Origin of the sequence: Sphingomonas sp. DC1600-2, assembly GCF_049897605.1 — a bacterium.
Lineage (GTDB): Bacteria > Pseudomonadota > Alphaproteobacteria > Sphingomonadales > Sphingomonadaceae > Sphingomonas.
This window is the reverse complement of the sequence record NZ_JAFCWO010000002.1, coordinates 96,988-122,672: the sequence shown is the minus strand read 5'-3', so window position 1 is coordinate 122,672 and position 25,685 is coordinate 96,988. Positions and strand designations below refer to the sequence as shown.

Here is a 25,685-nt window from a genome sequence, read left to right as displayed (position 1 = left end):
GCGCAAGGCTTGGGCGCTCTGCTAGCCGCGATCCATGCCAGTCGACATCGCCACCGTCCGCAAGATCGCGAGTCTTGCCCGTATCGCCATTGCCGAGGAAGACGCCGCGCGCATCGCGCCCGAGCTCGACAACATCATGGGATGGATCGAGCAATTGGGCGAGGTGGATTGCACCGGCGTCCAACCGATGACCGCGGTCATCCCCAACCATCTGCGCCTGCGCGACGATGTCGTGAATGCCGATCCGCTGACCGGCGGCGGCATTCGCGATGCCGTGCTCGCCAATGCGCCCCAGGCCGAACACGGTTTCTTCACCGTGCCCAAGGTGATCGAATAATGACCGACCTTACCAATCTCGGCGTTGCCGCCATCCGCGATGGGGTGCGCGACGGCAGCTTTTCCGCGCGCGAAGTGGCCGAGGGCTTCATCGCCAACGTCTCCGCCGCCACGGCGCTCAACGCCTTCCTCGTCGAAACCCCCGATCATGCGCTGGCCGCGGCCGACGCCGCCGATGCCGCGCGTGCCGCTGGCGAAACGCTCAAGCCGCTGGCGGGCGTGCCGATCGGCATGAAGGACCTGTTCTGCACAAACGGCGTGCCGACCACTGCCGCCAGCCGCATTCTGGAGGGCTTTACGCCTCCCTATGAATCGACGGTTTCGGCCAATTTGTGGAACGCTGGTGCGGGAATGCTGGGCAAGCTGAACCTCGACCAGTTCGCGATGGGATCATCGAACGAGACCAGCGCGTTCGGCAACGTGATCTCGCCGTGGCGACGCAATAACGGTGATACCGCGCCGCTCGCACCCGGTGGGTCTTCGGGCGGGTCGTCCTCGGCGATCGCAGCGCGGCTGTGCCCGGCGGCGACCGGCACCGATACCGGCGGATCGATCCGCCAGCCTGCCGCCTTTACCGGCATTTCGGGCATCAAGCCGACCTATGGCCGCTGCTCGCGCTGGGGGACGATCGCTTTCGCCTCGTCGCTCGACCAGGCAGGACCAATGGCGCGCGACGTGCGCGACTGCGCGATCATGCTCGAGGCGATGGCCGGGTTCGATGCCAAGGACGCGACCTCGCTCGATTTGCCTGTGCCCAACTGGGAAGCCGGATTGTCGGGCGATCTCAAGGGCAAGCGCGTGGGTATTCCCAAGGAATATCGGGTCGACGCCATGCCGCCCGAGATCGAGGCGCTGTGGCAGCAGGGCATCGAATGGCTGAAGGATGCGGGCGCGGAGATCGTCGAAGTCTCGCTGCCGCACACCAAATATGCGCTGCCGGCTTATTACATCATTGCGCCGGCCGAAGCCTCATCCAACCTCGCGCGCTATGACGGCGTGCGCTACGGCTTGCGCGATCTGCCCGAGGGGGCGGGCTTGCAGGACATGTATGCCGCTACCCGCGCCGCCGGTTTCGGCGACGAAGTTAAGCGCCGCATCATGATCGGCACTTATGTCTTGTCAGCAGGGTTTTACGACGCGTACTTCACACAGGCTTCGAAGATCCGCACGCTGATCGCGCGCGATTTCGAGCAGGCCTGGGCCACGTGTGACGTGCTGCTGACGCCGACGGCACCCTCGGCGGCGTTCGCGCTGGGCGAGAAGTCGGCCGATCCGATCGCGATGTATTTGAACGATGTGTTCACCGTGCCGTCGTCGCTCGCTGGGCTCCCGGCGATGAGCGTGCCCGGCGGGCTGGACGGGCAGGGGCTGCCGCTCGGGCTTCAGATCATCGGCAAGGCGCTGGATGAGCAGAGCGTGCTCAACGCCGGGCTCGCGGTCGAGCAGCGCGCAGGCTTTACCGCGCGGGCGGAGCGCTGGTGGTGACCGAGAAGGCATAGGTCGCAAGGAAAGTTCCGGCCTGCGTTTGCGATCCGGCTGTGTAAGTGTTACCTGGGTAACACTGGAGATTTCTCATGAACGCGCCTATCCGCATCGAAACGGGTACGATGACCAGCAAAGGGCAGATCTTGATCCCAAAGGCGATCCGGGATGCTGCTGGGCTGCTTCCGGGCCAGCCTTACAAAGTGGCGCTTGATGCGGAAGGGCGCGTCACGGTGGCGGCGCTTGGCGACGGCCCTGCCGATGTGGAACGGCGGCAACAGGCGCAAGCGAAAGCGATCGACGCATTGGCCGGGCGATTCTCGTTTGGTGGCCCGACCGATCAAGTGATGCGAGATTTGCGGGGCGATTACGTTCCGTGATCTTAGTCGATTCCAATATATTGATCGATGTGCTTGGACGTGATCCGCAATGGTTCGGCTGGTCCCGTCGTCAGATCGGTCGCGCCGCCCTCGGCGCGTATCTTTTCGTGAACCCGGTCATTGCCGCAGAGATCGGCTGGCAATTCCAGGACGCGGAGCATTTTCGCTCGGTCATGAGCGCCCTGCTGATCGGCGTTGAAAGTCTCGATCCATCGGCAGGGATTCTGGCTGGCAAGGCATATCAACGTTATCGTGAACGCAGGGGGGAAGGCGCGCCGCGTTTGCCCTTACCGGATTTTCTGATCGGGGGCGATGCACAGCATAGAGGCGCAAGCATCCTGACGCGGGATCCGCGCTTTTACGCCGCATATTTCCCGGATATTTCCCTTATCACACCCGAGACCGATGTATGACTGAATCCACCTACACCATCCGCGGCGAAACCGGCGACTGGGAGGTCGTGGTCGGCCTCGAAGTCCATGCGCAGATCACCACCAATGCCAAGCTCTTCTCGGGCGCGGCGACCGCGTTTGGCGCGGAGCCCAATACGCAGGTGTCGCTGGTCGATGCCGCGATGCCGGGGATGCTGCCCGTGCCCAACCGCGAGTGCATCCGCCAGGCGGTGCGCACCGGCATGGCGATCGAGGCGCAGATCAACCGCTGGTCGCGGTTCGACCGCAAGAACTATTTCTATGCCGATTTGCCGCAGGGCTATCAGATCAGTCAGCTCTACCACCCGCTGGTGGGCGAGGGCGCGATCGACATCAGCCTGGACGAAAAGAACCCCGACGCGCACGGCAAGCGCATCGGCGTCGAGCGCATCCATGTCGAGCAGGATGCCGGCAAATTGATGCACGATCAGCATCCGACCCGCTCCTATGTCGATCTCAACCGTTCGGGCGTCGCGCTGATGGAAATCGTGTCGAAGCCGGACATGACGTCTCCTGCAGAAGCAGGGGCTTATCTGCGAAAGTTGCGATCGATTCTGCGCTATGTCGGGTCGTGCGACGGCAATATGGAAGAAGGCTCGATGCGCGCGGACGTCAATGTCAGCGTGCGCAAGCCGGGCGATCCGTTCGGCACGCGGACCGAGACCAAGAACGTCAATTCGGTGCGCTTCGTGATGGCGGTGGTCGAGCAGGAAGCGCGCCGCCAGGTCGAGGTGCTCGAGGATGGCGGGCGCATCGTGCAGGAAACGCGGCTGTATGACCCCGATCGCAACGAAACGCGCTCGATGCGCTCGAAGGAAGATGCGCACGATTACCGTTATTTCCCCGATCCTGATCTGTTGCCGCTCGAACTCGACGAGGCGTTCCTCGCCGAATGTCGTGCGTCGCTGCCCGAACTGCCCGACACCAAGCGGCGGCGCTATGAAGCGCTTGGCATTACGCCTTATGCAGCCGCAGTGCTGACGGCGGAGGTCGAGGCGGCGCGCTGGTTCGACGCGCTGCTCGATTGCGGTGCGGCCCCGGTCGCGGCGGCGAACTGGACGACGTCGGAGTTGTTCGGCGCGCTCAACCGCACCGGCAAGGACATCGAAAACGCGCCGGTCAGTCCGACCCAGGCGGCGGAACTGCTCGGCCTGATCGCCGATGGCACGCTGTCGAGCACGCTCGCCAAGCAGGTGTTCGAGATCATGCTCGAAACCGGGCAGGGCGCGGCGGCAGTGGTTGAAGAACATGGGCTCAAGCAGACCAGCGACACCGGCGAAATCGAACGTGTCATCGCCGAAGTGATGGCGGCTAACGAAGACAAGGTTGCCGATTATCGCGGCGGCAAGGACAAATTGTTCGGCTTCTTCGTCGGCCAGACGATGAAGGCGATGGGCGGCAAGGCTAATCCGGGCGTGGTGAATGAAGTGTTGAAGAAGATGCTGGGATAGAATCTCAGGGTTTATTGCATTTTCGTTGCGGTGCGGCATCGAATAGTGGGTTGATCCGGCGCGCTTCCGGCGCTTAAGCTCGTCATATCGGACTCGGGGGCGAGTCCGATATGACGGGGGGAATCCATGTTGCTGCGATTGTGGGTGCCGATTCTGGCGTCCGTTTGCCTTGTCGCGAGTGGTTCGCCTGCGACGGCGCAGGAGAAATCGGGGATCAAGCCAGGCTTCGTCCTCCCGCAGAGGTCGGCGCGAATCCTGCTGATACGCCCGACGATCAAGGTCGGCGCGCAATCGACCGGCGGCATGTTCGAGCCGAACGCAGACTGGACCGCCCAGGCCAAGGAAAATCTAGCGGTGGCGCTCGCGGCCGCGCAGACCAAGCTGGGCAATGAGATCCTGATCGCGGACGAACCCATTGGTCCAGCCGCAACCACCATGGCCGATTATCGGGCCTTGTTCTCGGTGCTCGCGGATTCGGTGATCCGCTACCAGTTTTTCGTTGGTAATCGCCTGCCAACCAAGAAACGCAAAGACGCGTTCGAATGGACTATGGGCCCGGGGGTCGCTGATCTCGCCAAGGGGACGGGGGCCGATTATGCTTTGTTCCTGTTCAACGAAGATCAATATGGGTCGACCGGCCGCAAGATTTTGCAGGCGTTCGCGGCAATGGCCTATGTTTCGGTCAAGTCGGGAGAACATAAGGGTTTTGCCGGGCTGGTGGATCTTCACACCGGCGATTTGGTTTGGCTCAACGCGGATCTTGCCATGGGCGGCGACGTGCGCACGCCGGACGGCGCGCAAAAGCGCGTCTCGCAATTGTTGAAGAATTTTCCCGGAAGTTCACAGTCGGCCGCTCCGGCGTCGGCAGCCAAGTAAATGCGCGCCTTGTGGAAGGTGTTGGCAGCCATGGCGATCGTGGTTGCCGCGCCGCTCGCGGCGAAGGGCGACCCGTTGCCGACGCTTCCGCCCTATGCGGGTGCTTATCAGCCGCAGGGCATGGATGAGCGCGGCCTGTGGATGATGGTTGATGAAGACGAGCGGCTGCTGCGCGATTCGAAGGCGGTCGTGTCCGATCCCAAGCTGCAAAGCTATCTGCATGACGTGGTGTGTCGCGCGGTCGGGGCACCACGCTGCGACAGCGTGCGCATCTATGTCGTGCGCAACGCGGCCTTCAACGCGTCGATGGCTCCAAATGGCATGCTTGTGGTGCAAACCGGCCTGTTGCTGCGTGTCCGCAACGAGGCCGAACTGGCAGCTGTGCTGGGGCACGAATTCGCGCATTTCGAGTTGCGGCACAGCCTGGTGGGCTTCAAGCAAAAGCGCTCGGCCACTGATGTCATGGCGTGGGCCGGGGTCGCGGCAGCCGGAGCGTATACCTACGGTGGAACCGGTGCCTACAATACCGTGCGCACGGCGCAATCGGTACAAAACGCGGCTTTCGGATCGATCTTCGCGTTCAGCCGCGAGCAGGAGCGCCAGGCGGATTTGCTCTCGATGGCGTATTTGAAGGCGTCGTCCTACGATCCGCGCTGTTTCGCCGATCTCTGGGGCCGCGTGATGGACGAGGCCGACGCGACCGCGCGCGGGCGGCGGCAGCGCAGCACCCGGTACGACCGCGTCGCCTTTTTCGCGACGCACCCGGCAACCTTGGAGCGCGCCACTTATTTGCGCGAGCTTGCGATCGCCATGGACAAATCCGGCGAGGACGGTCGCGCACGGCTGGACGCGGCGATGGTCGCGTGGCGGCCGCAGTTGCTGGCGGATCAGATCAAGCTCAACGATTTTGAGGGTACCGATTATCTGTTGGGGGAACTCGCCGGGGCGCAGTGGACGGCCGACCTGCTGTTCGCGCGTGGGGAACTGTATCGGTCGCGCGGAAATCCGCGCGATCTCGTCTCCGCTGCCGGTTTTTACCGTGCCGCGCTGGAGCAGGAGCCGAGCAATGCCGACGCGTATCGCGGGCTCGGCCTGGCGCAAATGCGCAGCCGTGATCCGGCGGCGGCGGACTCGCTGCGGCGGTATCTGGCGATGAAGCCAAACGCTGTCGACAGCGCCATGATTTCCACCTTGATTCAGTGAGATGAAGAGCATGAAGCGCACCTCGTTTTCCATCTTCGCCGCGGCTCTGTTGCTGCACGCGGCCCCGGGCCTTGCATCCAACACGCTGATCCCGAGCGGTGTCCCAGTCGCCGTCGCGAAATCACCGCTGACGGTGACGCCTGACCGCGAATGGAACAAGATGGGTGCTCGACCGGGGCGCAATTCGGAAACCTGGACGATTGACGGGGACGGACTGAACGATGTGACCTTTTACGGCGGCATCGAAACCGGCCGCACGCTGTTCCGCGAAGTCAGCAAGAAGGCCAAGCCGCTGCCGCATTTCTCCGCGACGATGTTGCTGACCGACCTGCCGACGCTGTTTGCCGATAGCTACAGCATCGCGCTCGACACGCAGCTTATGACGATCGACTCGGTCGAACCGACCGCGTTTCTGGGCCAGAAAGGGATTCGCTTTGCCTTTACGTTCAGTCGTTTGAACGAGGAAGTTCGCCGGAAGGGCGAAGCGGTGGCAGCGATCGTCGATGGCAAGCTCTACATGATCACCTTCGAAGCGCCGGACGTGTTCTATTTCCAGCGTGACCAACCGGCCTATCGCGCGATCGTCACCGCGGCGACGATCGCGCGATAGCTGGACCGGGCGTTACTGCCCGTCATCCCCCTGATTCTTCACCACCCCGCCAGTGCCGCCAACGCCATCGGGCATCCCGGCGGAGGTGAACGCATCGGGTTCCTTGCCGCCTTCGCCGCGCTCGACGGCATCCTTGCGGGCTTCGACTTCCTGCTGGAGGTCGCTACGCGGATCGGTGTTGTCGCGGGGATCGTCGAGCGGGCCCTTGTTGATCTCGTCGCTCATGCGAAATCCCCCGTCAGGCCGGTGTCGGTCGGCTGGAACGGTTCGTCGCCCGGCGTTGCGTCGGGGGCCGGAAAGTCCACGTCGGGTGTTGGGCTCGGCAATTCGGTCGGCACCGGGTCGGGCTGGCCGGGCTGGCTCGGGAAGGGGGGCAATTCGGTCGGGGGCGTGCTGGCCATGATGATTCTCCTCTGTCCGGAACAACGCGCGAGCATCGTCGGCGGTTGCGCAATATAAAGCCAGTCTGTTTGCGCGCTTGCCCCCGGCCATAGGGCTGGTATAGACGCGCCCCACACCGGCGGTGTCCCATGCGGGCGTGGCGGAACTGGTAGACGCAGCAGGTTTAGGTCCTGCCATCGCAAGATGTGGGGGTTCGAGTCCCTTCGCCCGCACCAGGCCGCTCGTGGCAAACGGGCGGTAGCCATCAGAAATTCCTGTAAAAGGCACGACTTGAGTATGCAAACTGTCGAGACGTTGAACGAGGGGCTGAAGCGCGCCTACACGCTGAAGATCACCGCGAAGGACATCGATTCGCGCGTGGACGCCGAACTGAAGCGCGTTGCGCCGACGGTGCGCATGCCCGGCTTCCGCCCCGGCAAGGTTCCCGCGAACCTGGTGCGCAAGATGCACGGCGAGGCGCTGATGCAGGACGCGCTCAACACCTCGATCCAGCAGGGCATTCAGGAACTGATCGCCGAGCACAAGCTGCGCCCCGCGCTGCAGCCCTCGGTCAGCCTCGATGACGGCTATGAGCTCGGCAAGGATGCCGATGTGAAGGTCGAGCTCGAAGTGCTCCCCGACGTGCCGACGCCTGCGATCGACAATCTGAAGCTCGAGCGCCTGACCGTTCCCGCAGACGAAGCTGTCGTGCAGGAGCAACTGCAGAAGTTCGCCGACCAGCAGAAGCGCTGGGAAGAGGCCGATGCCGCTTATGAAGCCAAGACCGGCGATCTGGTCGTGCTCGATTTCGTCGGCAAGGTCGACGGCGTAGCGTTCGATGGCGGCACTGGCGAAGACATGTCGGTCGAAATCGGTTCGGGTCGTTTGATCCCCGGCTTCGAAGAGCAGGTCGTCGGCGTGAAGGCCGGTGACGAGCGCCAGATCAATGTGACCTTCCCGGAGGATTATCAGGCCAAGGAATTGGCCGGCAAGGCCGCGACCTTCGATCTGACGGTCAAGACGGTGAAGACTGCGGGCGAGACCAAGATCGACGACGAACTCGCCACCTCGCTCGGCCTGCAGAGCCTCGAGCAGCTCACCGGTCTGCTCAAGGGCCAGATCGAGCAGGAACTGAACGGCCTGACGCGCACCCACATGAAGCGCAAGCTGCTCGACCAGCTCGCCGAGGGCCATGATTTCGAAGTGCCGCCGTCGATGGTCGAAGCCGAATTCGAGCAGATCTGGCAGCAGCTTCAGCATGAAGCGACGCATGAGGAAGATCCGGCGGCCGCACTGGCCGAGATGGAATCGGAGCGTGACGATTACCGCAAGATTGCCGAGCGCCGCGTTCGCCTGGGCCTGTTGCTGAGCGAAATCGGCCAGGCCAATGGCGTCGAAGTCAGCCAGCAGGAAATGAACCGCCTGATCGCGCAGGCTGCGCAGCAATATGGCCCCGAGGATCGCAAGCGCTTCCTGCAGTACATCCAGCAGGAGCCGATGGCAGCCGCACAGCTCCGTGCGCCGCTGTACGAGGACAAGGTCGTCGACTTCCTGTTCGAGAAGGCCGAAGTCAGCGACCGCGAAGTGACCCGCGAAGAGCTGGAAGCCGCGATCGAGAGCGAAGAAGGCTTCTCGACCGGCACGCACAGCCACGACCACGAAAACCACAAGCCCAAGGCCGCCAAGAAGGCCGCGCCGAAGAAGGCCAAGGCTTCGGCGGATGACGCCAAGGAGCTCGAAGCCGCCGACATCGAACCGGCAGCGCCTGGCGATGAGCTGGTCGAAGCCGAGCCGGTGAAGAAGGCTGCGACCAAGAAGGCCCCTGCGAAGAAGGCCGCTGCTGCCGAGCCCACCGCCGAAGCTGCTCCGGCCGAGGAGGCTGCTCCGGCACCGGCCAAGAAGCCGGCCGCCAAGAAGAAGCCCGCCGCCGATACTGCGGAATAAGCCAAAAGCCCCTCCCCCTCGGGGGAGGGGTTGGGGTGGGGACGTAACCGGCGCGAGGTCTCTGCGAGGCTCGGCCCCACCCCCAAACCCCTCCCCTGAAGGGGAGGGGCTTTTTTATGTCCGTTTGGCACGGCGCACAAAACAGTCGAACCGATCGCCATTCACCCCTATGGCAGAGCCATGACCACGCGCATCGCCATCCTGCTGCCCTGTTATAACGAGAGCGCCGCCATCGCGCAGACGGTGGCCGGGTTCCGCGCCGCGCTGCCCGACGCGACGATCTACGTTTACGATAATAACAGCTCCGACGACACCGTGGCGGTGGCGCGCGCTGCTGGCGCGATCGTGCGGACCGAGCGGATGCAGGGGAAGGGCAATGTCGTCCGCCGCATGTTCGCCGATGTCGATGCCGATATCTATGTGATGGCCGATGGTGATGCGACCTATGACGCGACGGTTGCGCCCGCCTTGGTGCAGCGCTTGCTCGACGAACAGCTCGACATGGTCGTTGGCAGCCGCGTGACCGAGGTCACCGCCGCCTATCGTCGCGGGCATGTGCTCGGCAACAAGGCGATGACCGGGCTGCTCGCGCAATTGTTCGGGCGCAGTTTTACCGATATTTTCTCGGGTTACCGCGTGTTTTCGCGGCGGTTCGTGAAGAGTTTTCCGGTGCTTTCGTCGGGCTTCGAGATCGAGACCGAAATCAGCGTCCATGCGCTGGAACTGAAGATGCCGGTCGGCGAAATCGAAACGCCCTATTTCGCGCGGCCTGAGGGCTCCGAATCGAAGCTCAGCACCTATCGCGACGGCTTCCGTATCGCGCGCACGATCGTGACGCTGTACCGGATCGAGCGGCCGCTCCTGTTCTTCGGCGTGATCGCGGGCCTGCTGTTTGCCGCCGCATTGGCGTTCGGCATCCCGCTGGTCATCACCTATATGCACACCCATCTCGTGCCGCGTTTGCCGACGGCGGTGATGGTGACCGGGCTGACGATTCTCGCCGCGCTCAACGGGTTTACCGGGCTGATCCTCGACACCGTGGTGCGCGGTCGACGCGAGGTGCGGCGGCTGGCGTATCTGTCACACCGCGCCCCTGGCGGCGACGATCGCCGCGCCGATCAAGGTGCCATCGCAGGCGGGGCTTGAACTCGTTTCCGCCAGCGCCGATGTATGCGGTTCGAATTTCCGTTCTTCTCGGGGCATAAGGACTAAAAGGCTCATCATGCGCAATCCGTTCGACACCGGCGACTTTCTGGCTCCCATTCAAGACGGCCTCGTGCCGATCGTGGTGGAGCAATCGAACCGCGGCGAGCGTTCGTTCGACATCTATTCGCGGTTGTTGCGCGAGCGGATCATCTTCGTAACGGGCGGCGTCGAGGATCATATGGCGGCGGTCATCACCGCGCAGCTTCTGTTCCTCGAATCGGAAAATCCGAAGAAGGACATCTTCATGTACATCAACTCGCCGGGCGGTGTCGTCACGGCGGGCATGGCGATCCATGACACGATGCAGTACATCCGCCCGCGCGTCGGCACCGTGTGCATCGGCCAGGCCGCATCAATGGGCAGCTTCCTGCTTGCCGCCGGTGAGCCGGGGATGCGCGTCGCGTTGACCAACGCCCGTATCATGATCCATCAGCCTTCGGGCGGTGCGCAGGGCATGGCATCGGATATCCAGATCCAGGCCAAGGAAATCCAGCGCATCAAGAACCGGATGAACTCGCTCTACGCGCAGTACACCGGCAAGCCGATCGAGGAGATCGAGCGCGCGATGGACCGTGACACGTTCCTCGAGGCGCATGAGGCCAAGGACTTCGGTCTGGTCGATCAGGTGTTCGACAAGCGTCCTGCGCTGCCCGACGATTCGAGCACGCCACCGGCTTTGACTTCGGCTTGAGGTAGACTTTAGGTGGCGGGGCCTCGAAAGGTGCCCCGCTACCGTATTCATACGGCAATTTTGGTGATTGTCGGATTGCGCGGGGTCAGTCTAGGATAGGCACCCCGCATATGTGCGCCCATTGGTGGTGCCAAGGATGGTTTGAATGACGAAGCTCAGCGGCGGCGACTCGAAGAGCACGCTTTATTGCTCCTTCTGCGGGAAGTCGCAGCATGAGGTGCGCAAGCTGATTGCGGGCCCAACCGTATTCATCTGCGATGAATGCGTCGAATTGTGCAACGACATCATCCGCGAGGAGACGAAGTCCGCGCTGGTGTCGAAGAAGGACGGCGGCGTCCCCACGCCGCAGGAAATCTGCGACGTGCTCGATGATTATGTGATCGGCCAGAAGCGCGCCAAGCGCGTGCTGTCGGTGGCGGTGCACAACCATTACAAGCGCCTGAACCACGGCCAGAAGGGTGCCGATGTCGAGCTCGCCAAGTCCAACATCCTGCTCGTCGGCCCGACCGGTTGCGGCAAGACGTTGCTGGCGCAGACGCTGGCGCGCATCCTCGACGTGCCCTTCACCATGGCCGATGCGACGACGCTGACCGAGGCGGGTTACGTTGGCGAGGATGTCGAGAACATCATCCTCAAGCTGCTCCAGGCGTCCGACTATAATGTCGAGCGGGCGCAGCGCGGCATCGTGTACATCGACGAAATCGACAAGATCAGCCGCAAGGCCGAGAACCCGTCGATCACGCGCGACGTGTCGGGCGAGGGCGTGCAGCAGGCGTTGCTCAAGCTGATGGAAGGCACCACTGCCAGCGTTCCGCCGCAGGGTGGCCGCAAGCACCCGCAGCAGGAATTCCTGCAGGTCGACACGACCAACATCCTGTTCATCTGCGGCGGTGCGTTCAGCGGCCTCGAGAAGATCATCGGCGACCGTCTGCAGGGCAAGTCGATCGGCTTCGGTGCCTATGTCGCGTCCCCTGAAGAACGCCGCACTGGCGAGACGCTCAAGTCGGTCGAGCCCGAGGATCTGCTGAAGTTCGGCCTGATCCCCGAATTCGTCGGCCGCTTGCCGGTGATCGCGACGCTCGAGGATCTCGACGTGCCAGCCCTCGTCACGATCCTGACCGAGCCGAAGAATGCGCTGGTCAAACAGTATCAGAAGCTGTTCGACATGGAGGCAGTCAAGCTCGGCTTCACCGACGACGCGCTCGTGCAGGTCGCCAAAAAGGCGATCGACCGCAAGACCGGCGCGCGCGGCCTGCGATCGATCCTGGAGGGCATCCTGCTCGATACCATGTTCGACCTGCCCGGCATGGACGGCGTTGACGAAGTGATGATCGACAAGGACGTGATCGACGGCCGCAAGGAACCGATCCGCGTCTATGCCAAGAAAGAAAAGGCCGGGGCGGGGGCTGCTTGACCCTCGCGCCGCGTTCCACCCCGATCGGTGTCGCTGACGACGCCGATCGGGGACGGATCGCGGCGATGCTGGCCCGTGCCTTCGCCGACGATCCGGCGATGGCGTATATTTTCCCCGATCCCGCCGACCGCGCGCTCCGGCTGCCGCGGCTTTTCGCGTTGCTGTTCGATGCGGATGCGCAGGCCGGTCTGCGGCTGGTGGCAGGGGGCGGCGCAGCCGCCACGCTGTGGCGCGCGCCCGGCTTGGGCAAGACGTCGCTGCTCGATTTGCTGTTGCACGTCTGGCCGCTGTGGCGGGCTTTGGGCGGGGCGATCGGTCGGGCGCTGACGGTGTCGAGCGCGATCGATGCGCATCTCCCCTCCGACGATGTCTGGTATCTGCATATCGCCGGGTGCGACCCGGCGGCACAGGGGCGCGGCCTCGGTCGTGCAGTGGTTCAGGCCGGGCTCGATCGGATCGCGGGGGACGGTCGACCAGTTTACCTCGAAACCGCCAACGAGCGGAATTTGGGCTTCTACGCTACCCTCGGCTTCGTTGTGACCGAGGCGTGGCACGTCCCGAAGGGCGGCCCGGCGTTCTGGTCGATGCTCCGCAGCTGATCGGGCGGAACCGCGCGTCCGTCGCGTCGTTTACCATCCGTTAACCTTTGGCGTTTACCGATTGTTAACGCGCTGCAAGGCCCATCACGCATCGACATCCTGGAGAACGACCGCAATGCGTTTCGTATCGACGCCCCTTGTTCTCACGTCGCTGATTGCCCTTGGGGCGAGCGTGTCGAGCTGCACCGCCGGAACAGCACGGCCCCACGCGACATCGCACGTTGCCGCCACGCCGACCGGATGGGCCGGTTCGGTGACAGCCGAAGATCGCAGTCGGCTCGACGCGCTGCCGACGACATGGGTGCGCGCACGCGCTGCGGTGCCGGTCCGCCTCAAGGCCAAGCTCGATGCGGAGGGCCCTTTGGTCCAGCCCGGAGCCGCGCTGGATTTGCCCGCGCTGCCGCCGGGCCCTTATTATTGCCGTCTCGTCCGCCTTGGCGGAGCGCACGGCCTGGACACCTACAAGCCCGATTTCTGCACGGTCGACGGGACGACGCACGCGCTGTCCTTCACCAAGCAGAGCGGCACCAGTCTGCCCGGCGGCTGGCTGTTTCCCGATACCGACAAGCGGCAGGTGTTCCTCGGCACCTTCCGTCCGGCCCATGCCGACAGCGCGCCAGCCTATAGCGTCAATCCAGCGCAGGACGTGGCGGGCGTGGTCGAGCGTGTCGCGCCGTTCCGCTGGCGGCTGGTGCTGACGCGCGCGGGGAAGGGGGCGTTGCTCGATATCTACGAACTGGTGCCGGTAACGCCCGCAGTGCGCGGGGCCGTGCCCGCCGTTCCCGGCTGAGCTGGGTCAGAACAGGCCGGGGACGAAGCGCTTCACCCGTGCGGCATAGGCGTCGTAATCGGCAAAGGTCGCGCGCAGGACGCTTTCCTCGTGCCGCACCCGCATCGCGGTGCCGAGCGCGAACACGGGGACTCCCGCGATCAGGTTGAGCGTGTGGCCGTAAGCGATCGCCATCGCCAGCGTGAACAGCGCCATCGCCACATAGATCGGGTTGCGGACATGCGCGAACGGGCCCGATTGCACCAGATGCCCGTCGCTGCGGGTGCGCGCGACCAGCGCCCAGTTGCGGCCCATCGCGCGCGACGACGAATCGAACAGCCACACCGCCCCGAGGATCAGCACCAGCACGATCGCCCCTTCGAGCAGCGCTGTGGTGGAGGCGGGATCGAGGCTGACCCGGATCGGGCCAAATCCGACCATGCCGATCCCTATCCCCTGCGCCACGATCCCCCAGATCGACGCATTGCTGCGCCGCGCGTCGGAGCTCTTCGGGCTTTTGACGCCGCGCGCGCGGGCGCGGAGCAGCGACACCACAAACACGCCCATGCCAACGCCGAGCGCGATCAAGCCGGGAAGTCCAACAGGATCGGTCGGAAATCGCATCATAGCCTCCAGATCGAGGCTGTGTTATTCAAATAACACGCGCTCGTCAATTGGTGGGGCGCGGCCGCCGCGCCTGCGCATCGCGCCATGCCTGATACTGCTCGATCGCGACCGAGCGCCGCAGCAGCTTGGCCATCGGGTCGATCACGACATGCGCGCGCTTCGGCACGGTCAGGCTGCCCACGCCCCCCGCCATCGACAGCTTCACGATCCGGCCGTCGACCTGCACCTCGACCGGCATCGGGAACACCCGCCCGCCCGGTGCCTGCCAGCGCAGCGCGAGGCGCGTTGCGCTGCGCGTCTCGATCAGATCGGGCAGGGCGGCTTCGCGCAGATAGACGTCGAAAAACCAGCCATAATCCTTGCCGGTCACACGCCGCACGAAGCGTTCATATTCGAGCGTGGAACCGTAGCGCGGGGCGAAATTGCCCGGCCGCGGATCGATCCGCCCGTACACCGCCAGCCGCGTGACGTCGCGAAACGCGCGGTCGCCGATCAGCGTGCGGAGCGTGTGGAGCATCCACGCGCCCTTGTAATAGATGTCCTGGCCCGGGCCGCCTTTGTCGACCTCATACACCTCTTCCTCGGTTCGCACCTTGCCCGAGATGATCGGACGGAGGTTGGCGATCTTGCCGCGTTCGTCCGCCAGCATCGTCGCATAGCGCGCCTCGCCCTCGCGCCAGCGGCCGTAGAGCGGCTGCATGTAGGTGCCATAGCCCTCGTGCAGCCAGTAATCGTCCCAATTGGCCGCAGTCAGCTGATTGCCGAAATATTCATGGGCGAATTCGTGCTGGAACAACCAGTCGAAGCCCTCGGGGGCCTTGGCATAGTCGTTGCCGTAGGCGTTGATCGTCTGGTGCTCCATGCCCTTGTGCGGCGTCTCGACCACGCCGAGCTTCTCGTCACCGAACGGGTAGGGGCCGACCTCGCTTTCGAAAAAATCGAGCGTCGGGGCAAATTCGGCAAACAGCGCGCGCGCCTTTTCCTCCTCGCCCGGCAGGAACCAGTAGAACATCGGGATGCTGTTGCCGTAGCGGCTCTTATAGACGCCGGAAATTTCCTCATACGGCCCGACATTGAGCGCGATGCCATAGGTGTTGGGGTGCTTGATCCGCCAGTTCCACACCGTCCGCCCGTCGGGCAGCGTATCCACCCCCAGCAATTTGCCATTGGACGGGGCCTTCAATCCCTTGGGCACGGTGATGTGGAGCGTGACGACGCCCGGCTCCCCGGTCGGGAAATCGAGGCATGGCCAGAATAGATCGCAGCCATAGCCTTCGGCGGTGGTGGCGAACCACGGCGCGCCGCCGGGTGTGGTCGCCCACACCATGCCGCTATCCCACGGTGCCTTGACCGCGACATGCGGCTGCCCGCCATAGCTGATGCGCGCGGCGACATGGCCACCTTTGGCGACGCGCTGCGGCAGCGTGATGACGAGCCGCCCTTCGGGGTTGCTCCACGCGCCGGGCGCGAGCGCCGCGCCATCGATGGCAATGGCATCGACCGGCAAATTGCGGTCCAGGTCGATCGCAAGGCGGTCGAGCGCGGCCTTTGCGGTGAAACTGAGCGTCGCCACGCCGCGCAGCGTCTCTGTTTCGGGCAACACCTCGAAGGACAGATCGGCGGCATCGAAGCCCAATTTGGCCTGGTCGGGATCGATCACCCCGCCCGAGCGCGCGGTCTGCGCTGTGATTGCGGGCTCGCCTTTCTTGGGCAGGGTGGTGGCACCGGTCAGCGCGAGGCAGCCACAAGCAAAAGCGAGTCTGGAAGCGATCATGAAGGGTCTAGCTCTACGGAAAAATCGGAGATGGTCGTGCGCAGGACGGGGCGACCGTTCTGCAGGATCGTGGTGGTGCGGGGAAAGCGGATCCCCTGCGCTGACACGGTTCCCGCAAACAAGAGGTGCTGATGCACGAGCGGCGGGTTCGGCGGCGGCCCAGCAAGGGTGTAGTCGGCCGAGGCGATCCGCCCGTCCGGGGCGAGCGTCAGTGCGATCGGGGGATACCCGTCGCGGATCGCCGTAATGCCGCGCCGCCCGTTTGGTGACAGCGATGCCGGGGCAAGCAGCAAATAGCTGTATGCCGCCAGCTTCTGCCGCTCGAAATAGGCTTGCGGCTGGGGCAGGCTGGTCTGTGCGCCGTTATGGACCAGAAACGCACTGTCGCGTTCCACCATGATGGTCTGCGTGGCGCTGCGCCCTTCGCTCGTCAGCCAGGTGTCAGAACGAGCGCGCGCAAAGGGTTCGATTCGGGTTTCGACCATCAGGTCGACCGGCGTCCGGCCGATCATCATGCGGGCAGTACCGCTCCACGCGATCACGCGTACACGCGACAAAAGCGCTTGCCCGCCCGCCGCCGCCAGGGCGTGGGCGATGGGGTCGAGCGGGTGTTTCGCGCTGGCCGGGAACGCGGCGATGGCCGCTGCACCACCCAAAATCGTTCGACGATTGATGCAACGGCAACTCCCCCCATATAAGGAACTAAGCCCGCGTCGTTGACGCGACCCCGGAGTATCCATGACCAAAGCTACCTTCACCCCGTCCAAGTCCTCGTCGCCCACCCACGCCTATCCCGTGCTGCCGCTGCGCGACATCGTCGTGTTCCCCAACATGATCGTGCCGCTGTTCGTTGGTCGCGACAAGTCGGTCGCGGCTCTGGAGGCGGCGATGGCCGCCGACAAGGAGATTTTCCTGGTCGCGCAGCTCGACCCGAGCGAAGACGATCCCGATCGCGACGATCTGTACGAAATCGGCGTGACCGCCGTCGTGCTGCAACTGTTGAAATTGCCCGATGGCACGGTGCGCGTGCTGGTCGAGGGCAAGCGCCGCGCCATCCTGACCGGCCTGACGCAGACCGAGGGCTATCTCGCTGCCGACGTCGAGTTGCTTGAAGGCGATGAGGGCGAGGAGGCACTCGAGGCTGTCAGCACCGAAATGGCGGCGCTGATGCGCTCCGTGGTCGAGCAATTCGAAAACTACGCCAAGCTCAACCGCAAGCTGCCCGCCGAAACTGCGGTCCAGCTCGGGGAAATCGAGGATGCGAACAAGCTCGCCGATGCCGTTGCCGCGAACATTCAGGTCAAGGTGTCCGACAAGCAGGCGCTGCTGATCGAACGCGATCCGGCCAAGCGACTCGAGATGGTGTTTGCCTTCATGGAGGGCGAGCTGGGCGTGCTGCAGGTCGAGAAGAAGATCAAAAGCCGCGTCAAGCGCCAGATGGAGAAGACCCAGCGCGAATATTACCTCAACGAGCAGTTGAAGGCGATTCAGCGCGAACTCGGCAATGAGGGCGACGAGGGCGAAGGCGACGAGATCGCCGAGCTGACCAACAAGATCGCGACGCTCAAACTGTCCAAGGAAGCCCGCACCAAGGCGACGGCGGAGCTGAAGAAGCTCAAGACGATGGCACCGATGTCGGCCGAGGCGACCGTCGTGCGCAACTATCTCGACGTGCTGCTGGGCCTGCCGTGGGGCAAGAAGTCCAAGATCCGCAAGGATATTTCGGCGGCGCAAGCGGTGCTCGACGAGGACCATTATGCGCTCGAAAAGGTCAAGGACCGCATCATCGAATATCTCGCGGTACAGGCGCGCACCAACAAGCTGAAGGGGCCGATCCTGTGCCTCGTCGGCCCCCCCGGCGTCGGCAAGACCAGCCTGGGCAAGTCGATCGCCAAGGCCACGGGCCGCGAATTTATCCGCCAATCTTTAGGCGGTGTGCGCGATGAAGCAGAAATTCGGGGCCACCGCCGCACCTATATCGGCTCGCTGCCGGGCAAGATCGTTACCAATCTCAAAAAGGCTGGGACCAGCAACCCGCTGTTCCTGCTCGATGAAATCGACAAGCTCGGCCAGGATTTCCGCGGTGATCCGGCCTCGGCGCTGCTCGAAGTGCTCGATCCCGAGCAGAATGCGAAGTTCAACGATCACTATCTCGAAATCGACGTCGATCTTTCCGACGTGATGTTTGTGACGACCGCGAACACGCTCAACCTGCCGCAGCCGCTGCTCGACCGCATGGAGATCATCCGGCTCGAGGGCTATACCGAGGATGAGAAGGTCGAGATCGCCGAACGGCATCTGATCGCCAAGCAGATCGAGGCACATGGCCTGAAGGACGGCGAGTTCACGCTCACCACCGAGGGGTTGCGCGCGCTCATTCAGTTCTACACGCGCGAAGCCGGTGTGCGCACGCTGGAGCGCGAGATTGCCAAGCTCGCGCGCAAGGCGTTGCGGCGCATTCTTGAGGGCAAGGCCGAGAGCGTCACCGTGACCCCGGACAACCTGTCCGAATTTGCGGGCGTGAAGAAATATCGCCACGGGCTGGGCGAGGAAGAGAATCAGATCGGTGCGGTCACCGGCCTCGCCTGGACTGAAGTCGGCGGCGAATTGCTGACGATCGAAAGCGTCACCGTGCCCGGGCGCGGTGCGGCGAAGATCACCGGCAAGCTCGGCGATGTGATGAAGGAATCGATCGAGACGGCGTTCAGCTTCATCAAGGCACGCTCGCCCTCTTATGGGATCAAGCCGAGCATCTTCGCGCGCAAGGATATCCACATCCATCTGCCCGAAGGGGCGGTGCCCAAGGATGGTCCGTCGGCGGGTATCGGCATCGTGACGGCGATCGTCTCGACGCTCACCGGCGTTCCGGTGCGCCGCGATATCGCCATGACGGGCGAGGTGACGCTGCGCGGCCGCGTGCTACCGATCGGCGGCTTGAAGGAAAAGCTGCTGGCGGCGCTGCGCGGCGGCATCACCACCGTGCTCATCCCGCAGGAGAATGAGAAGGATCTGGCGGAGATTCCGGCCAATATCCTGGATGGTCTGAAGATCATCCCGGTGGCGCATGTCGATGAAGTGTTGCGGCTCGCGCTGACCGGCCCGCTCACCGCGATCGACTGGACCGAGGCCGATGACCTGGCGGCGCAGCCGCCGGCGGGTGTCGCCCCGATTGGCGGCGAAGTGCATCATTGATCGGATCGATTACTCGAAATGCCGCATTTCCGCCGATTTTAGACCGGGGCTGTCGCTTTTTGTTTTGACAGCCCCCGCGCTAGCCGTCTTAGTGCGCAACCGGCTTTTTGCCTGGGTATATTTTTCCATTTTGTATCGGGGGTTTGGTGGCGATGAACAAACAGGAATTGATCGCGACGGTGGCCGACACGTCGGGTCTGACGAAGGGTGATGCAAGCAAGGCGGTCGAGGCGGTGTTCGACGCGGTCTCGGCGGCGCTGAAAAAGGGTGACGAAGTCCGCCTGGTTGGGTTCGGCACGTTCTCGGTCAGCAAGCGCAAGGCCTCGACCGGCCGCAACCCGCGCACCGGCGAACCGATGACAATCAAGGCGTCGTCGCAGCCGAAGTTCAAGGCCGGCAAGGGCCTGAAGGATTCGGTCAATTGATCTAATCTCCCGAAAACATGTTAGGTGCCGCTGGACAAGCGGCACTCGCTCGTTTTAAGGGATTGGTGAAGAGGGCGGCGGTAACGCCGCCCTCATCCGTTTAGCCCTCCCACATACGCATGTGCAGGACGGCAACGGGCGCGTAGCTCAGTGGTAGAGCACACCCTTCACACGGGTGGGGTCGCAGGTTCAATCCCTGCCGCGCCCACCATTCGCGCTTGGCGCTCCCTCGGAGCCAGCCGCGTTCTGGCCTCAGCGCCAGGGCAGTTCCCGGAACCATTTGGTGATGACATATTTGGTGCCCGCGCGGACTTTCATCCCGTGGTGCAACGTGGCGGGATTGAGCCGCCCGTCGGGTAGGCGATTGTTCCACGCCAGCAGCTTCCCGGTTTCGGGCTGGATGATCTTGTCGATCGCCTTGAAGCGGGTCGCACCGCCAGCTTCGGGCTGGTTGAGGTAGATCATCACCGTCCACGTACGGTTGCCCGCAATGCCGCAATACCGCTGATAGTCGATCCCGTTGGGTTCGAAATAATCGGTGTGAGCTTTAAACTCCTGTCCCACCGCATAGCGTTGCCCCTGGATCGGCTCGCCATGTGCCGGATCGAGTCCGGTAAAGGCGGCGATCCGCGCATTGAGATCGATCACCAGCGGATCGAACGGATCGAGATCGCCCGTCTCGCTGGTCCGAAAGGTCGGGTCGCCGTTGAAATCGGACAGGGTCGATGGCCGTCGCGTCGCATCGACTCGCGCGCATAAGGCCGTGGACGTTTCGGGATCGAGAAAGCCGCGGCGAACAAACAGCGTCAGTTTCGTGCTGGGTACGCGCTGCACGCCCGGTTGGGCGAGGATATGCTCGATCATGGCGTCGGCCGGGTTGCCGGATCCGAAATGTGTCTGCGCGGTCATCGGCCTATCCCTGCCAAAGCCGTTGTGGCTTTTCCAGCCCCTGCGACCGTGCGAGGTTCACAGCGTCGTCTGCTACCTGTAACACGCGGATAAGGTTGGACGCGCGATCGAGGAATAATGCCGCATGCGGTTGGTGTTGGATGCGCGAGCGCGGAGTATTTTGCGACGCGTACCCGTGACGAAAGTGTATAGCGCGCTCGAGCTGCTGCTGATCGCTCTGCTCGCGGTGCAAGGTGCGCGGCTGGTATGGACGGTGGTCACGCCGGTCGGCGCGATCGGTGTCTGGCGTCCGGCACACAGCGGGTTCGCCGGAGCGCCGCAAGCGCTCTTGAGCGGCTTCGATCCGTTCTTTCGCATCAGCGGCGGCGATGCGGCGGGACCGGCCGTCGTCACCAGCCTGCAACTGACCTTGTTCGGCACGCGGGTCGATGAAGCGCAGGGCGGCGGCTCGGCGATTATCGCTGGGCCTGACGGGGTGCAGCAAAGCGTCGGCGTCGGGCAGGAGATCATGCCCGGCGTGCGCTTGAAGGCAGTCGCGTTCGACCATGTCACGATTGACCGGAGCGGCGCGTCTGAAGATCTCTTCCTGGTCCAGCCGGAAACCACGCCAGTCGCCACGCCTGCGCCCGCTGCGCCGCCGCTGGTTGGCGGTGGTCCGACGCGGCCGATGCCTTCGGCTCCCTCGGGGATCACCTTCGCCCAGCTTCGTTCGGACGTTGGGTTCATCCCGCGCATCGATAATGGCCGGGTGACTGGGCTGACAGTCCGATCGCAAGGCAGTGGCATGGCCTTTCGCACTGCGGGGTTGCACGAGGGCGACGTCGTGACCCAGATCGCCGGCAAGCCGGTCGGAGGGACGGGCGATATCGAGCGCCTCGCCGCGCAATTTGCCAAGGGCGGTCTGCTCTCCATCGCGGTGGAGCGCGGCAAGGACACGATTCCACTTTCCATCACGATTGCGGGGCAATGAAGACACTAACTCTGGCACCGTTTCTGGCGCTTGCGCTCGCAGGCACTGCCGTCGCGCAGACCACGATGAACGTGCGCGACGCCGACATCCGCGCGTTCATCGCCGATGCGGCGCGCGTGACCGGGCGGACTTTCATCATAGATTCGCGCGTGCAGGGCAAGGTGACGGTTGTGACCGACCACCCGGTCAGCAAATCGCAATATTTCGAGATTTTCCTGTCGACGCTGCGCGCCAATGGCCTGGTCGCGGTGCCGACCAGCAACGGCGCGTTTCGAGTGCAGCCGACCGACAATGCCGCGTCGCAGCCCAGCCGCGTGGGTGCGCGTGGGGCGGCGAGCAACAGTTACGTGACCGAAATCGTTCGTTTGCGCTCGATCGACGCCGCCTCGGCGGTGGATACCGTGCGCGGGTTGATCTCGCCGCAGGGCTCGGTCACCGCCAATCGCGGTGGGAATAGCCTGGTCATCGTCGATTTCGCCGACAATGTCCGCCGCGTGCGCGAGGTGATCCGCCAGATCGACACCGACAATGCCGCAACGCGTATTGTCGCGTTGAAGAATGCCGGTGCCCGTGAAATCGCAACGGCGTTGCAAGCGCTGACCGGGCAGGGCGCAGGCGGCGGTGGACCGTCGACTGGCTCGAGCGCGAGCGTGGTGGCCGTGACCAGTTCCAATTCGGTGGCGATCCGCGGCGATGCAGCGTCGGTCGCGCGTCTGGCGGCGGTGGCCGAGGATTTGGACCGGCGGGCCAAGAACGGCACCGAGATCAAGGTCATTTTCCTCGAAAATGCCGATGCCGAGCAGCTTTTGCCGGTGCTTCAGCAACTGGTCGGCCAGGCCCCGTCGCCCATTTCGAACCAGCAGCTTTCCGCATCGACCTTTGGCAGCAATAACGGCCAGTCGAGCGGTAGCAACGGCAGCGGGTTTCAGACGACCGCACGGCAGACCGCCGCGCCAGCCGCTCAACAAGACATCTCGACCGGTGGCGGTACCTCCACCGGGCAAGCCGCGATCAGTTCGGCCGGGCGCACTGCTGCGGTCGTCACGCGTTTCGTTGGCGCGAACGCGATCGTCATCGCCGCGCCAGCCGAGGTGCAGCGCCAATTGGCCGATGTGGTGCATCAACTCGACACCCGGCGCGAGCAAGTGCTGGTCGAAGCGATCGTCGCCGAAGTTTCGGACCAGACCGCCAGCCAGCTTGGCGCGCAATTCGCCATCGCCAACATCAAGGGCGGCGTGTTTGCCGCCTCCAGTTTTCAGAACACTGCGCCCAGCCTGCTGACCATCGCTGGTGCCATTGGGGCGCGTCAGCTCAACACCACGACCACGGTGGTCAACGGCACGACCGTAACCACCAGCACCAACAGCAGCGCCAGCGACTCGCTCGCGCAATCGGCGATCAGCTCGATTCTGGGGGCAAGCGGCGGCTTTGGCGGCTGGGCAGGCAAGATCGGCGATACGGTGTTCGGGTCGATCATCAACGCCCTGAAGAGCGACACCACCTCCAACCTGTTGCAAGTCCCGCATCTGGTAATGCTCGACAATCAGGAAGCGCACAGCCTGGTCGGGCAGGAAATCCCGATCACCACTGGGCAGGCGTTGTCGAACAATTTCAACAACACCTTCCGCACGACCCAGCGCGAGAATGTCGGGATCGAGTTGACGGTACGGCCGCAAGTCAATTCCTCGGGCACCGTGAAGCTCAATCTGCGGCTGGGGGTGAGTTCGATCGCGGGGCCGGTGTCGAGCGACAATAGCGACCTGATCCTCAACAAGCGCGAAGTCGAGACAGTGCGCACCGTCGACGATGGCGACATCGCCGTCATCAGCGGCCTGCTCGACGATAATGAACGCCGCACGATCCAGAAGATTCCGCTGCTGGGCGATCTGCCGGGGCTGGGCAATCTGTTCCGCTCCAAGGCGAAGTCGCGGACCAAGACCAATTTGATGATCTTCATCCGCCCGACGATCCTGCGCACCGCCGAGGACAGCCGTCGCCTGACCGAGCAACGCTATGGCTATCTGCGCCTGCAGCAGGGCTTGGCCGCGCCGAATGACGAGCCTTCGATCGACCAGTTGGTGCGCGACTATATGGGCGCGGCCCCGCCGATCCCGAGCGCGCCGGTGCCGGGCAACATCGAGGATCCCCGCATCGCGGTGCCGGTGCAGCGCAGTTCGAGCACCGTGATCCACACCAAGCGGGGGCGGTGATGGGGACGGGCGGTGATCCTGGAACTTTCCCCTCCCGCTTGCGGCAGGGGCTAGGGGAGGGCACTCTCGCCACCGTCTTGTCCAGCGACAACCCTCCCCCAACCCCTGCCGCAAGCGGGAGGGGAGATTTTGATGCCTTGCCGCAAATCACCATTCCCTACGCCTTTGCGCGTCGGTTCGGCGTGGTGGTCGCGCCGAACCATGAAGGGCACCTCACCGTCGCGATGCGCGAAGGAGCCGACCCCAAAACCTTGATCGAGCTGCGCCGCCATCTGGCCCGGCCGTTTCAGGTAACACCCGTTACGCCGAGCGATTTCGACCGCTTGCTCTCCGAAGTCTATGCGATGGACGGGCAAGCGGCGGCGATGGCGGCGGGGGCGCTGGGGCTGGGCGATGAACTCGACATGCTGGCCGACCACCTGCCGACAGCCGACGATTTGCTCGACACCGCCGACGATGCGCCCGCGATCCGGCTGATCAACGGCATCATCGCCGATGCCGCGCGCAACGGCGTGTCCGACATCCATGTCGAGCCGTATGAAACCGGGCTGGTGGTGCGGATGCGGATCGATGGCGTGCTGCGCGAGACGCTGCGCATGCCGCCGCATGTCGCGCCGGTCGTCGTCAGCCGCATCAAGGTGATGGCGCGGCTCGACATTGCCGAGCGGCGCGTGCCGCAGGACGGGCGGATCGGGCTGACGCTGGGCGGCAAGTTGCTCGACGTGCGCGTATCGACCTTGCCGAGCCGCGCGGGCGAGCGCGTGGTGCTGCGTATTCTCGACAAGGAAAATGCCGGGATCACGCTGGATGCGCTGGGCATGACGCCCGCTATCCATCAATTGCTGAAGGATGCGGTGACGGAGCCCAACGGCATCATCCTCGTCACCGGGCCGACCGGCTCCGGCAAGACGACGACGCTGTACGCATCGATGCGGCTGCTCAACGATGGTAGCCGCAACATCCTGACGGTCGAGGACCCGGTCGAATATGCGATGGAGGGCGTCGGGCAGACGCAGGTCAACCCCAAGGTCGGGCTGACCTTTGCGGCGGGCCTGCGCGCGATCCTGCGGCAGGACCCCGATGTGGTGATGGTCGGCGAAATCCGCGACCGCGAGACCGCCGAGATTGCGGTGCAGGCCTCGCTCACCGGGCATCTAGTGCTGTCGACCGTTCACACCAATGATGCGGTCGGCGCCATCACGCGGATGCGCGACATGAAGGTCGAGCCGTTCCTGCTGGCGTCCACCTTGCGCGCGGTGATCGCGCAGCGGCTGGTGCGGCGGTTGTGCGAGCATTGCCGCCGGCCGGTCGCGGCGGATGGGCCGGTGGCGGCGTTGCTCGGCTTTGAACCCGGCACGATCGTCTATGAGGCGGTTGGGTGCGAACAGTGCCAGGGCAGCGGCTTCAAGGGGCGCGTGGGCGTGTATGAAGCGGTCCGCGTCGATGAGACGGTACGCCGCCTGATCAACGATGGCGGCGATGAAGCGCTGATAGCGCGCCATGCCTTTCTCCATGCGCCGACGCTGGGCGCAGCGGCGCGGCAGTTGGTGCGCGACGGCGTGACCACGGCGGAGGAAGCGGTGCGCGTGTCGCGGCGCGACATGGCCGATGCGGAAGCGCCGATGGTGGTACCGGAGGATGCGGCGTGAGGGAGTGCGCGCCCTTATCCCTCTCTCTTTGGGAGAGGGAGGGAGCCGCCGCCAGGCGGCGGAAGGGTGAGGGTGGCACCCTTTGGTTTCGGCGGTCGCCCTCACCCACCCCCCCCGCGGGGGGCGGCGGGGGCCCCCCGGGCCCCGCAGGGGGGG

25 protein-coding genes and 2 tRNA genes are annotated in these 25,685 nt (G+C 64.2%); 21 read left to right on the top strand and 6 right to left on the bottom strand.

What is annotated here, in order from left to right; all coding sequences use genetic code 11:
• The first annotated feature begins 34 nt into the window (after positions 1-34).
• The 8 genes from gatC to ACP7BL_RS04015 all read left to right on the top strand — a co-directional run bounded on the left by gatC (position 35) and on the right by ACP7BL_RS04015 (position 6,769).
• Entirely contained in the window at positions 35-337 is a 303-nt protein-coding gene (gene gatC / locus ACP7BL_RS04050) for an Asp-tRNA(Asn)/Glu-tRNA(Gln) amidotransferase subunit GatC (RefSeq protein WP_426257687.1), read from the top strand.
• On the top strand, positions 337-1,821 hold the full coding sequence (gene gatA / locus ACP7BL_RS04045; RefSeq protein ID WP_426257686.1) for an Asp-tRNA(Asn)/Glu-tRNA(Gln) amidotransferase subunit GatA: 1,485 nt from the start codon (positions 337-339) through the stop codon (positions 1,819-1,821). Before gatC ends, gatA begins: the two co-directional genes overlap by 1 nt.
• An 89-nt stretch (positions 1,822-1,910) precedes the next feature.
• The gene (locus ACP7BL_RS04040; protein WP_126845706.1) at positions 1,911-2,198 is read left to right on the top strand and encodes an AbrB/MazE/SpoVT family DNA-binding domain-containing protein; all 288 of its coding nucleotides are present in this window, start codon (positions 1,911-1,913) and stop codon (positions 2,196-2,198) included.
• Positions 2,195-2,611, top strand: coding sequence for a type II toxin-antitoxin system VapC family toxin (locus ACP7BL_RS04035; protein ID WP_426257685.1), 417 nt, complete (start codon positions 2,195-2,197; stop codon positions 2,609-2,611). The genes ACP7BL_RS04040 and ACP7BL_RS04035 overlap by 4 nt, the downstream gene beginning before the upstream one ends.
• A complete protein-coding gene (gene gatB, locus ACP7BL_RS04030) occupies positions 2,608-4,080 on the top strand; it encodes an Asp-tRNA(Asn)/Glu-tRNA(Gln) amidotransferase subunit GatB (RefSeq protein ID WP_426257684.1) in 1,473 nt (490 codons plus the stop codon). Before ACP7BL_RS04035 ends, gatB begins: the two co-directional genes overlap by 4 nt.
• A gap of 126 nt (positions 4,081-4,206) precedes the next feature.
• Complete coding sequence (locus ACP7BL_RS04025) at positions 4,207-4,956, top strand: hypothetical protein (protein ID WP_033964107.1); 750 nt, start codon at positions 4,207-4,209, stop codon at positions 4,954-4,956.
• Positions 4,957-6,159, top strand: coding sequence for a M48 family metallopeptidase (locus tag ACP7BL_RS04020; protein ID WP_137902586.1), 1,203 nt, complete (start codon positions 4,957-4,959; stop codon positions 6,157-6,159).
• Between the two features lie 10 nt (positions 6,160-6,169).
• A complete protein-coding gene (locus ACP7BL_RS04015) occupies positions 6,170-6,769 on the top strand; it encodes a hypothetical protein (protein WP_137902587.1) in 600 nt (199 codons plus the stop codon).
• Between the two features lie 12 nt (positions 6,770-6,781).
• Here the strand turns inward: ACP7BL_RS04015 and ACP7BL_RS04010 are convergent, their stop codons facing one another.
• Positions 6,782-6,994, bottom strand: a complete 213-nt coding sequence (locus ACP7BL_RS04010) for a hypothetical protein (RefSeq protein ID WP_426257683.1) — start codon at positions 6,992-6,994, stop codon at positions 6,782-6,784.
• On the bottom strand, positions 6,991-7,170 hold the full coding sequence (locus ACP7BL_RS04005; protein ID WP_010403216.1) for a hypothetical protein: 180 nt from the start codon (positions 7,168-7,170) through the stop codon (positions 6,991-6,993). The genes ACP7BL_RS04010 and ACP7BL_RS04005 overlap by 4 nt, the downstream gene beginning before the upstream one ends.
• Positions 7,171-7,301: 131 nt before the next feature.
• On the opposite strand from ACP7BL_RS04005, the gene ACP7BL_RS04000 reads away from it, so the two are divergent.
• The 7 genes from ACP7BL_RS04000 to ACP7BL_RS03970 all read left to right on the top strand — a co-directional run bounded on the left by ACP7BL_RS04000 (position 7,302) and on the right by ACP7BL_RS03970 (position 13,794).
• Positions 7,302-7,386: transfer RNA gene (locus tag ACP7BL_RS04000), tRNA-Leu, on the top strand.
• Positions 7,387-7,447: 61 nt separating this feature from the next.
• The gene (gene tig, locus ACP7BL_RS03995; protein WP_426257929.1) at positions 7,448-9,094 is read left to right on the top strand and encodes a trigger factor; all 1,647 of its coding nucleotides are present in this window, start codon (positions 7,448-7,450) and stop codon (positions 9,092-9,094) included.
• 180 nt (positions 9,095-9,274) lie between these two features.
• Positions 9,275-10,240 (top strand): glycosyltransferase family 2 protein, encoded by a 966-nt coding sequence (locus ACP7BL_RS03990; protein WP_426257682.1) that lies wholly within the window; start codon positions 9,275-9,277, stop codon positions 10,238-10,240.
• Positions 10,241-10,316: 76 nt separating this feature from the next.
• Positions 10,317-10,991 (top strand): ATP-dependent Clp protease proteolytic subunit, encoded by a 675-nt coding sequence (locus ACP7BL_RS03985; RefSeq protein ID WP_010403211.1) that lies wholly within the window; start codon positions 10,317-10,319, stop codon positions 10,989-10,991.
• Positions 10,992-11,136: 145 nt separating this feature from the next.
• The gene (gene clpX, locus ACP7BL_RS03980) at positions 11,137-12,405 is read left to right on the top strand and encodes an ATP-dependent Clp protease ATP-binding subunit ClpX (protein WP_010403209.1); all 1,269 of its coding nucleotides are present in this window, start codon (positions 11,137-11,139) and stop codon (positions 12,403-12,405) included.
• Entirely contained in the window at positions 12,402-13,004 is a 603-nt protein-coding gene (locus tag ACP7BL_RS03975) for a GNAT family N-acetyltransferase (RefSeq protein ID WP_137902588.1), read from the top strand. Before clpX ends, ACP7BL_RS03975 begins: the two co-directional genes overlap by 4 nt.
• 115 nt (positions 13,005-13,119) lie before the next feature.
• Complete coding sequence (locus tag ACP7BL_RS03970; RefSeq protein ID WP_126845699.1) at positions 13,120-13,794, top strand: DUF4893 domain-containing protein; 675 nt, start codon at positions 13,120-13,122, stop codon at positions 13,792-13,794.
• 6 nt (positions 13,795-13,800) lie between these two features.
• Here the strand turns inward: ACP7BL_RS03970 and ACP7BL_RS03965 are convergent, their stop codons facing one another.
• The 3 genes from ACP7BL_RS03965 to ACP7BL_RS03955 are packed head-to-tail and all read right to left on the bottom strand — an operon-like array spanning position 13,801 to position 16,830.
• On the bottom strand, positions 13,801-14,397 hold the full coding sequence (locus ACP7BL_RS03965) for a methyltransferase family protein (protein ID WP_185867562.1): 597 nt from the start codon (positions 14,395-14,397) through the stop codon (positions 13,801-13,803).
• A 46-nt stretch (positions 14,398-14,443) separates the two neighbouring features.
• The gene (locus ACP7BL_RS03960; RefSeq protein WP_426257681.1) at positions 14,444-16,174 is read right to left on the bottom strand and encodes a M1 family metallopeptidase; all 1,731 of its coding nucleotides are present in this window, start codon (positions 16,172-16,174) and stop codon (positions 14,444-14,446) included.
• Complete coding sequence (locus ACP7BL_RS03955; protein WP_426257680.1) at positions 16,171-16,830, bottom strand: hypothetical protein; 660 nt, start codon at positions 16,828-16,830, stop codon at positions 16,171-16,173. The genes ACP7BL_RS03960 and ACP7BL_RS03955 overlap by 4 nt, the downstream gene beginning before the upstream one ends.
• 82 nt (positions 16,831-16,912) lie before the next feature.
• On the opposite strand from ACP7BL_RS03955, the gene lon reads away from it, so the two are divergent.
• The 3 genes from lon (at position 16,913) to ACP7BL_RS03940 (ending at position 20,002) form a co-directional block, all read left to right on the top strand.
• Positions 16,913-19,366: an endopeptidase La gene (gene lon / locus ACP7BL_RS03950; protein ID WP_341203323.1), complete on the top strand. Its 2,454-nt coding sequence runs from the start codon at positions 16,913-16,915 to the stop codon at positions 19,364-19,366.
• Between the two features lie 152 nt (positions 19,367-19,518).
• Complete coding sequence (locus ACP7BL_RS03945; protein ID WP_010186832.1) at positions 19,519-19,791, top strand: HU family DNA-binding protein; 273 nt, start codon at positions 19,519-19,521, stop codon at positions 19,789-19,791.
• Positions 19,792-19,927: 136 nt separating this feature from the next.
• Positions 19,928-20,002: transfer RNA gene (locus ACP7BL_RS03940), tRNA-Val, on the top strand.
• A gap of 41 nt (positions 20,003-20,043) precedes the next feature.
• On the opposite strand, the gene ACP7BL_RS03935 is transcribed toward ACP7BL_RS03940, so the two are convergent.
• Positions 20,044-20,700 (bottom strand): prolyl hydroxylase family protein, encoded by a 657-nt coding sequence (locus ACP7BL_RS03935; protein ID WP_426257679.1) that lies wholly within the window; start codon positions 20,698-20,700, stop codon positions 20,044-20,046.
• Between the two features lie 124 nt (positions 20,701-20,824).
• Here ACP7BL_RS03935 and ACP7BL_RS03930 point away from each other — a divergent pair, with 124 nt between their 5' ends.
• The 3 genes from ACP7BL_RS03930 (at position 20,825) to gspE (ending at position 25,529) form a co-directional block, all read left to right on the top strand.
• Complete coding sequence (locus tag ACP7BL_RS03930) at positions 20,825-21,670, top strand: type II secretion system protein N (RefSeq protein ID WP_426257678.1); 846 nt, start codon at positions 20,825-20,827, stop codon at positions 21,668-21,670.
• Positions 21,667-23,880: a type II secretion system secretin GspD gene (gene gspD / locus ACP7BL_RS03925; RefSeq protein WP_426257677.1), complete on the top strand. Its 2,214-nt coding sequence runs from the start codon at positions 21,667-21,669 to the stop codon at positions 23,878-23,880. The genes ACP7BL_RS03930 and gspD overlap by 4 nt, the downstream gene beginning before the upstream one ends.
• A 137-nt stretch (positions 23,881-24,017) precedes the next feature.
• Entirely contained in the window at positions 24,018-25,529 is a 1,512-nt protein-coding gene (gspE, locus tag ACP7BL_RS03920; protein ID WP_033964099.1) for a type II secretion system ATPase GspE, read from the top strand.
• Positions 25,530-25,685 lie beyond the last annotated feature (156 nt).

Bases quoted from the DNA above. Each gene is read 5' to 3' on its own strand.
- ACP7BL_RS04005 (WP_010403216.1), bottom strand. From the start codon at position 7,170: ATGGCCAGCACGCCCCCGACCGAATTGCCCCCCTTCCCGAGCCAGCCC.
- ACP7BL_RS03990 (WP_426257682.1), top strand. From the start codon at position 9,275: ATGACCACGCGCATCGCCATCCTGCTGCCCTGTTATAACGAGAGCGCC.
- ACP7BL_RS03985 (WP_010403211.1), top strand. From the start codon at position 10,317: ATGCGCAATCCGTTCGACACCGGCGACTTTCTGGCTCCCATTCAAGAC.
- ACP7BL_RS04040 (WP_126845706.1), top strand. From the start codon at position 1,911: ATGAACGCGCCTATCCGCATCGAAACGGGTACGATGACCAGCAAAGGG.
- ACP7BL_RS03935 (WP_426257679.1), bottom strand. From the start codon at position 20,700: ATGACCGCGCAGACACATTTCGGATCCGGCAACCCGGCCGACGCCATG.
- ACP7BL_RS04015 (WP_137902587.1), top strand. From the start codon at position 6,170: ATGAAGCGCACCTCGTTTTCCATCTTCGCCGCGGCTCTGTTGCTGCAC.
- ACP7BL_RS03930 (WP_426257678.1), top strand. From the start codon at position 20,825: ATGCGGTTGGTGTTGGATGCGCGAGCGCGGAGTATTTTGCGACGCGTA.
- ACP7BL_RS03945 (WP_010186832.1), top strand. From the start codon at position 19,519: ATGAACAAACAGGAATTGATCGCGACGGTGGCCGACACGTCGGGTCTG.
- ACP7BL_RS03965 (WP_185867562.1), bottom strand. From the start codon at position 14,397: ATGCGATTTCCGACCGATCCTGTTGGACTTCCCGGCTTGATCGCGCTC.
- ACP7BL_RS03970 (WP_126845699.1), top strand. From the start codon at position 13,120: ATGCGTTTCGTATCGACGCCCCTTGTTCTCACGTCGCTGATTGCCCTT.
- ACP7BL_RS04025 (WP_033964107.1), top strand. From the start codon at position 4,207: ATGTTGCTGCGATTGTGGGTGCCGATTCTGGCGTCCGTTTGCCTTGTC.
- gspD (WP_426257677.1), top strand. From the start codon at position 21,667: ATGAAGACACTAACTCTGGCACCGTTTCTGGCGCTTGCGCTCGCAGGC.
- gatB (WP_426257684.1), top strand. From the start codon at position 2,608: ATGACTGAATCCACCTACACCATCCGCGGCGAAACCGGCGACTGGGAG.
- gatC (WP_426257687.1), top strand. From the start codon at position 35: ATGCCAGTCGACATCGCCACCGTCCGCAAGATCGCGAGTCTTGCCCGT.
- lon (WP_341203323.1), top strand. From the start codon at position 16,913: ATGACCAAAGCTACCTTCACCCCGTCCAAGTCCTCGTCGCCCACCCAC.
- tig (WP_426257929.1), top strand. From the start codon at position 7,448: ATGCAAACTGTCGAGACGTTGAACGAGGGGCTGAAGCGCGCCTACACG.
- ACP7BL_RS03960 (WP_426257681.1), bottom strand. From the start codon at position 16,174: ATGATCGCTTCCAGACTCGCTTTTGCTTGTGGCTGCCTCGCGCTGACC.
- clpX (WP_010403209.1), top strand. From the start codon at position 11,137: ATGACGAAGCTCAGCGGCGGCGACTCGAAGAGCACGCTTTATTGCTCC.
- gatA (WP_426257686.1), top strand. From the start codon at position 337: ATGACCGACCTTACCAATCTCGGCGTTGCCGCCATCCGCGATGGGGTG.
- ACP7BL_RS04020 (WP_137902586.1), top strand. From the start codon at position 4,957: ATGCGCGCCTTGTGGAAGGTGTTGGCAGCCATGGCGATCGTGGTTGCC.
- ACP7BL_RS04010 (WP_426257683.1), bottom strand. From the start codon at position 6,994: ATGAGCGACGAGATCAACAAGGGCCCGCTCGACGATCCCCGCGACAAC.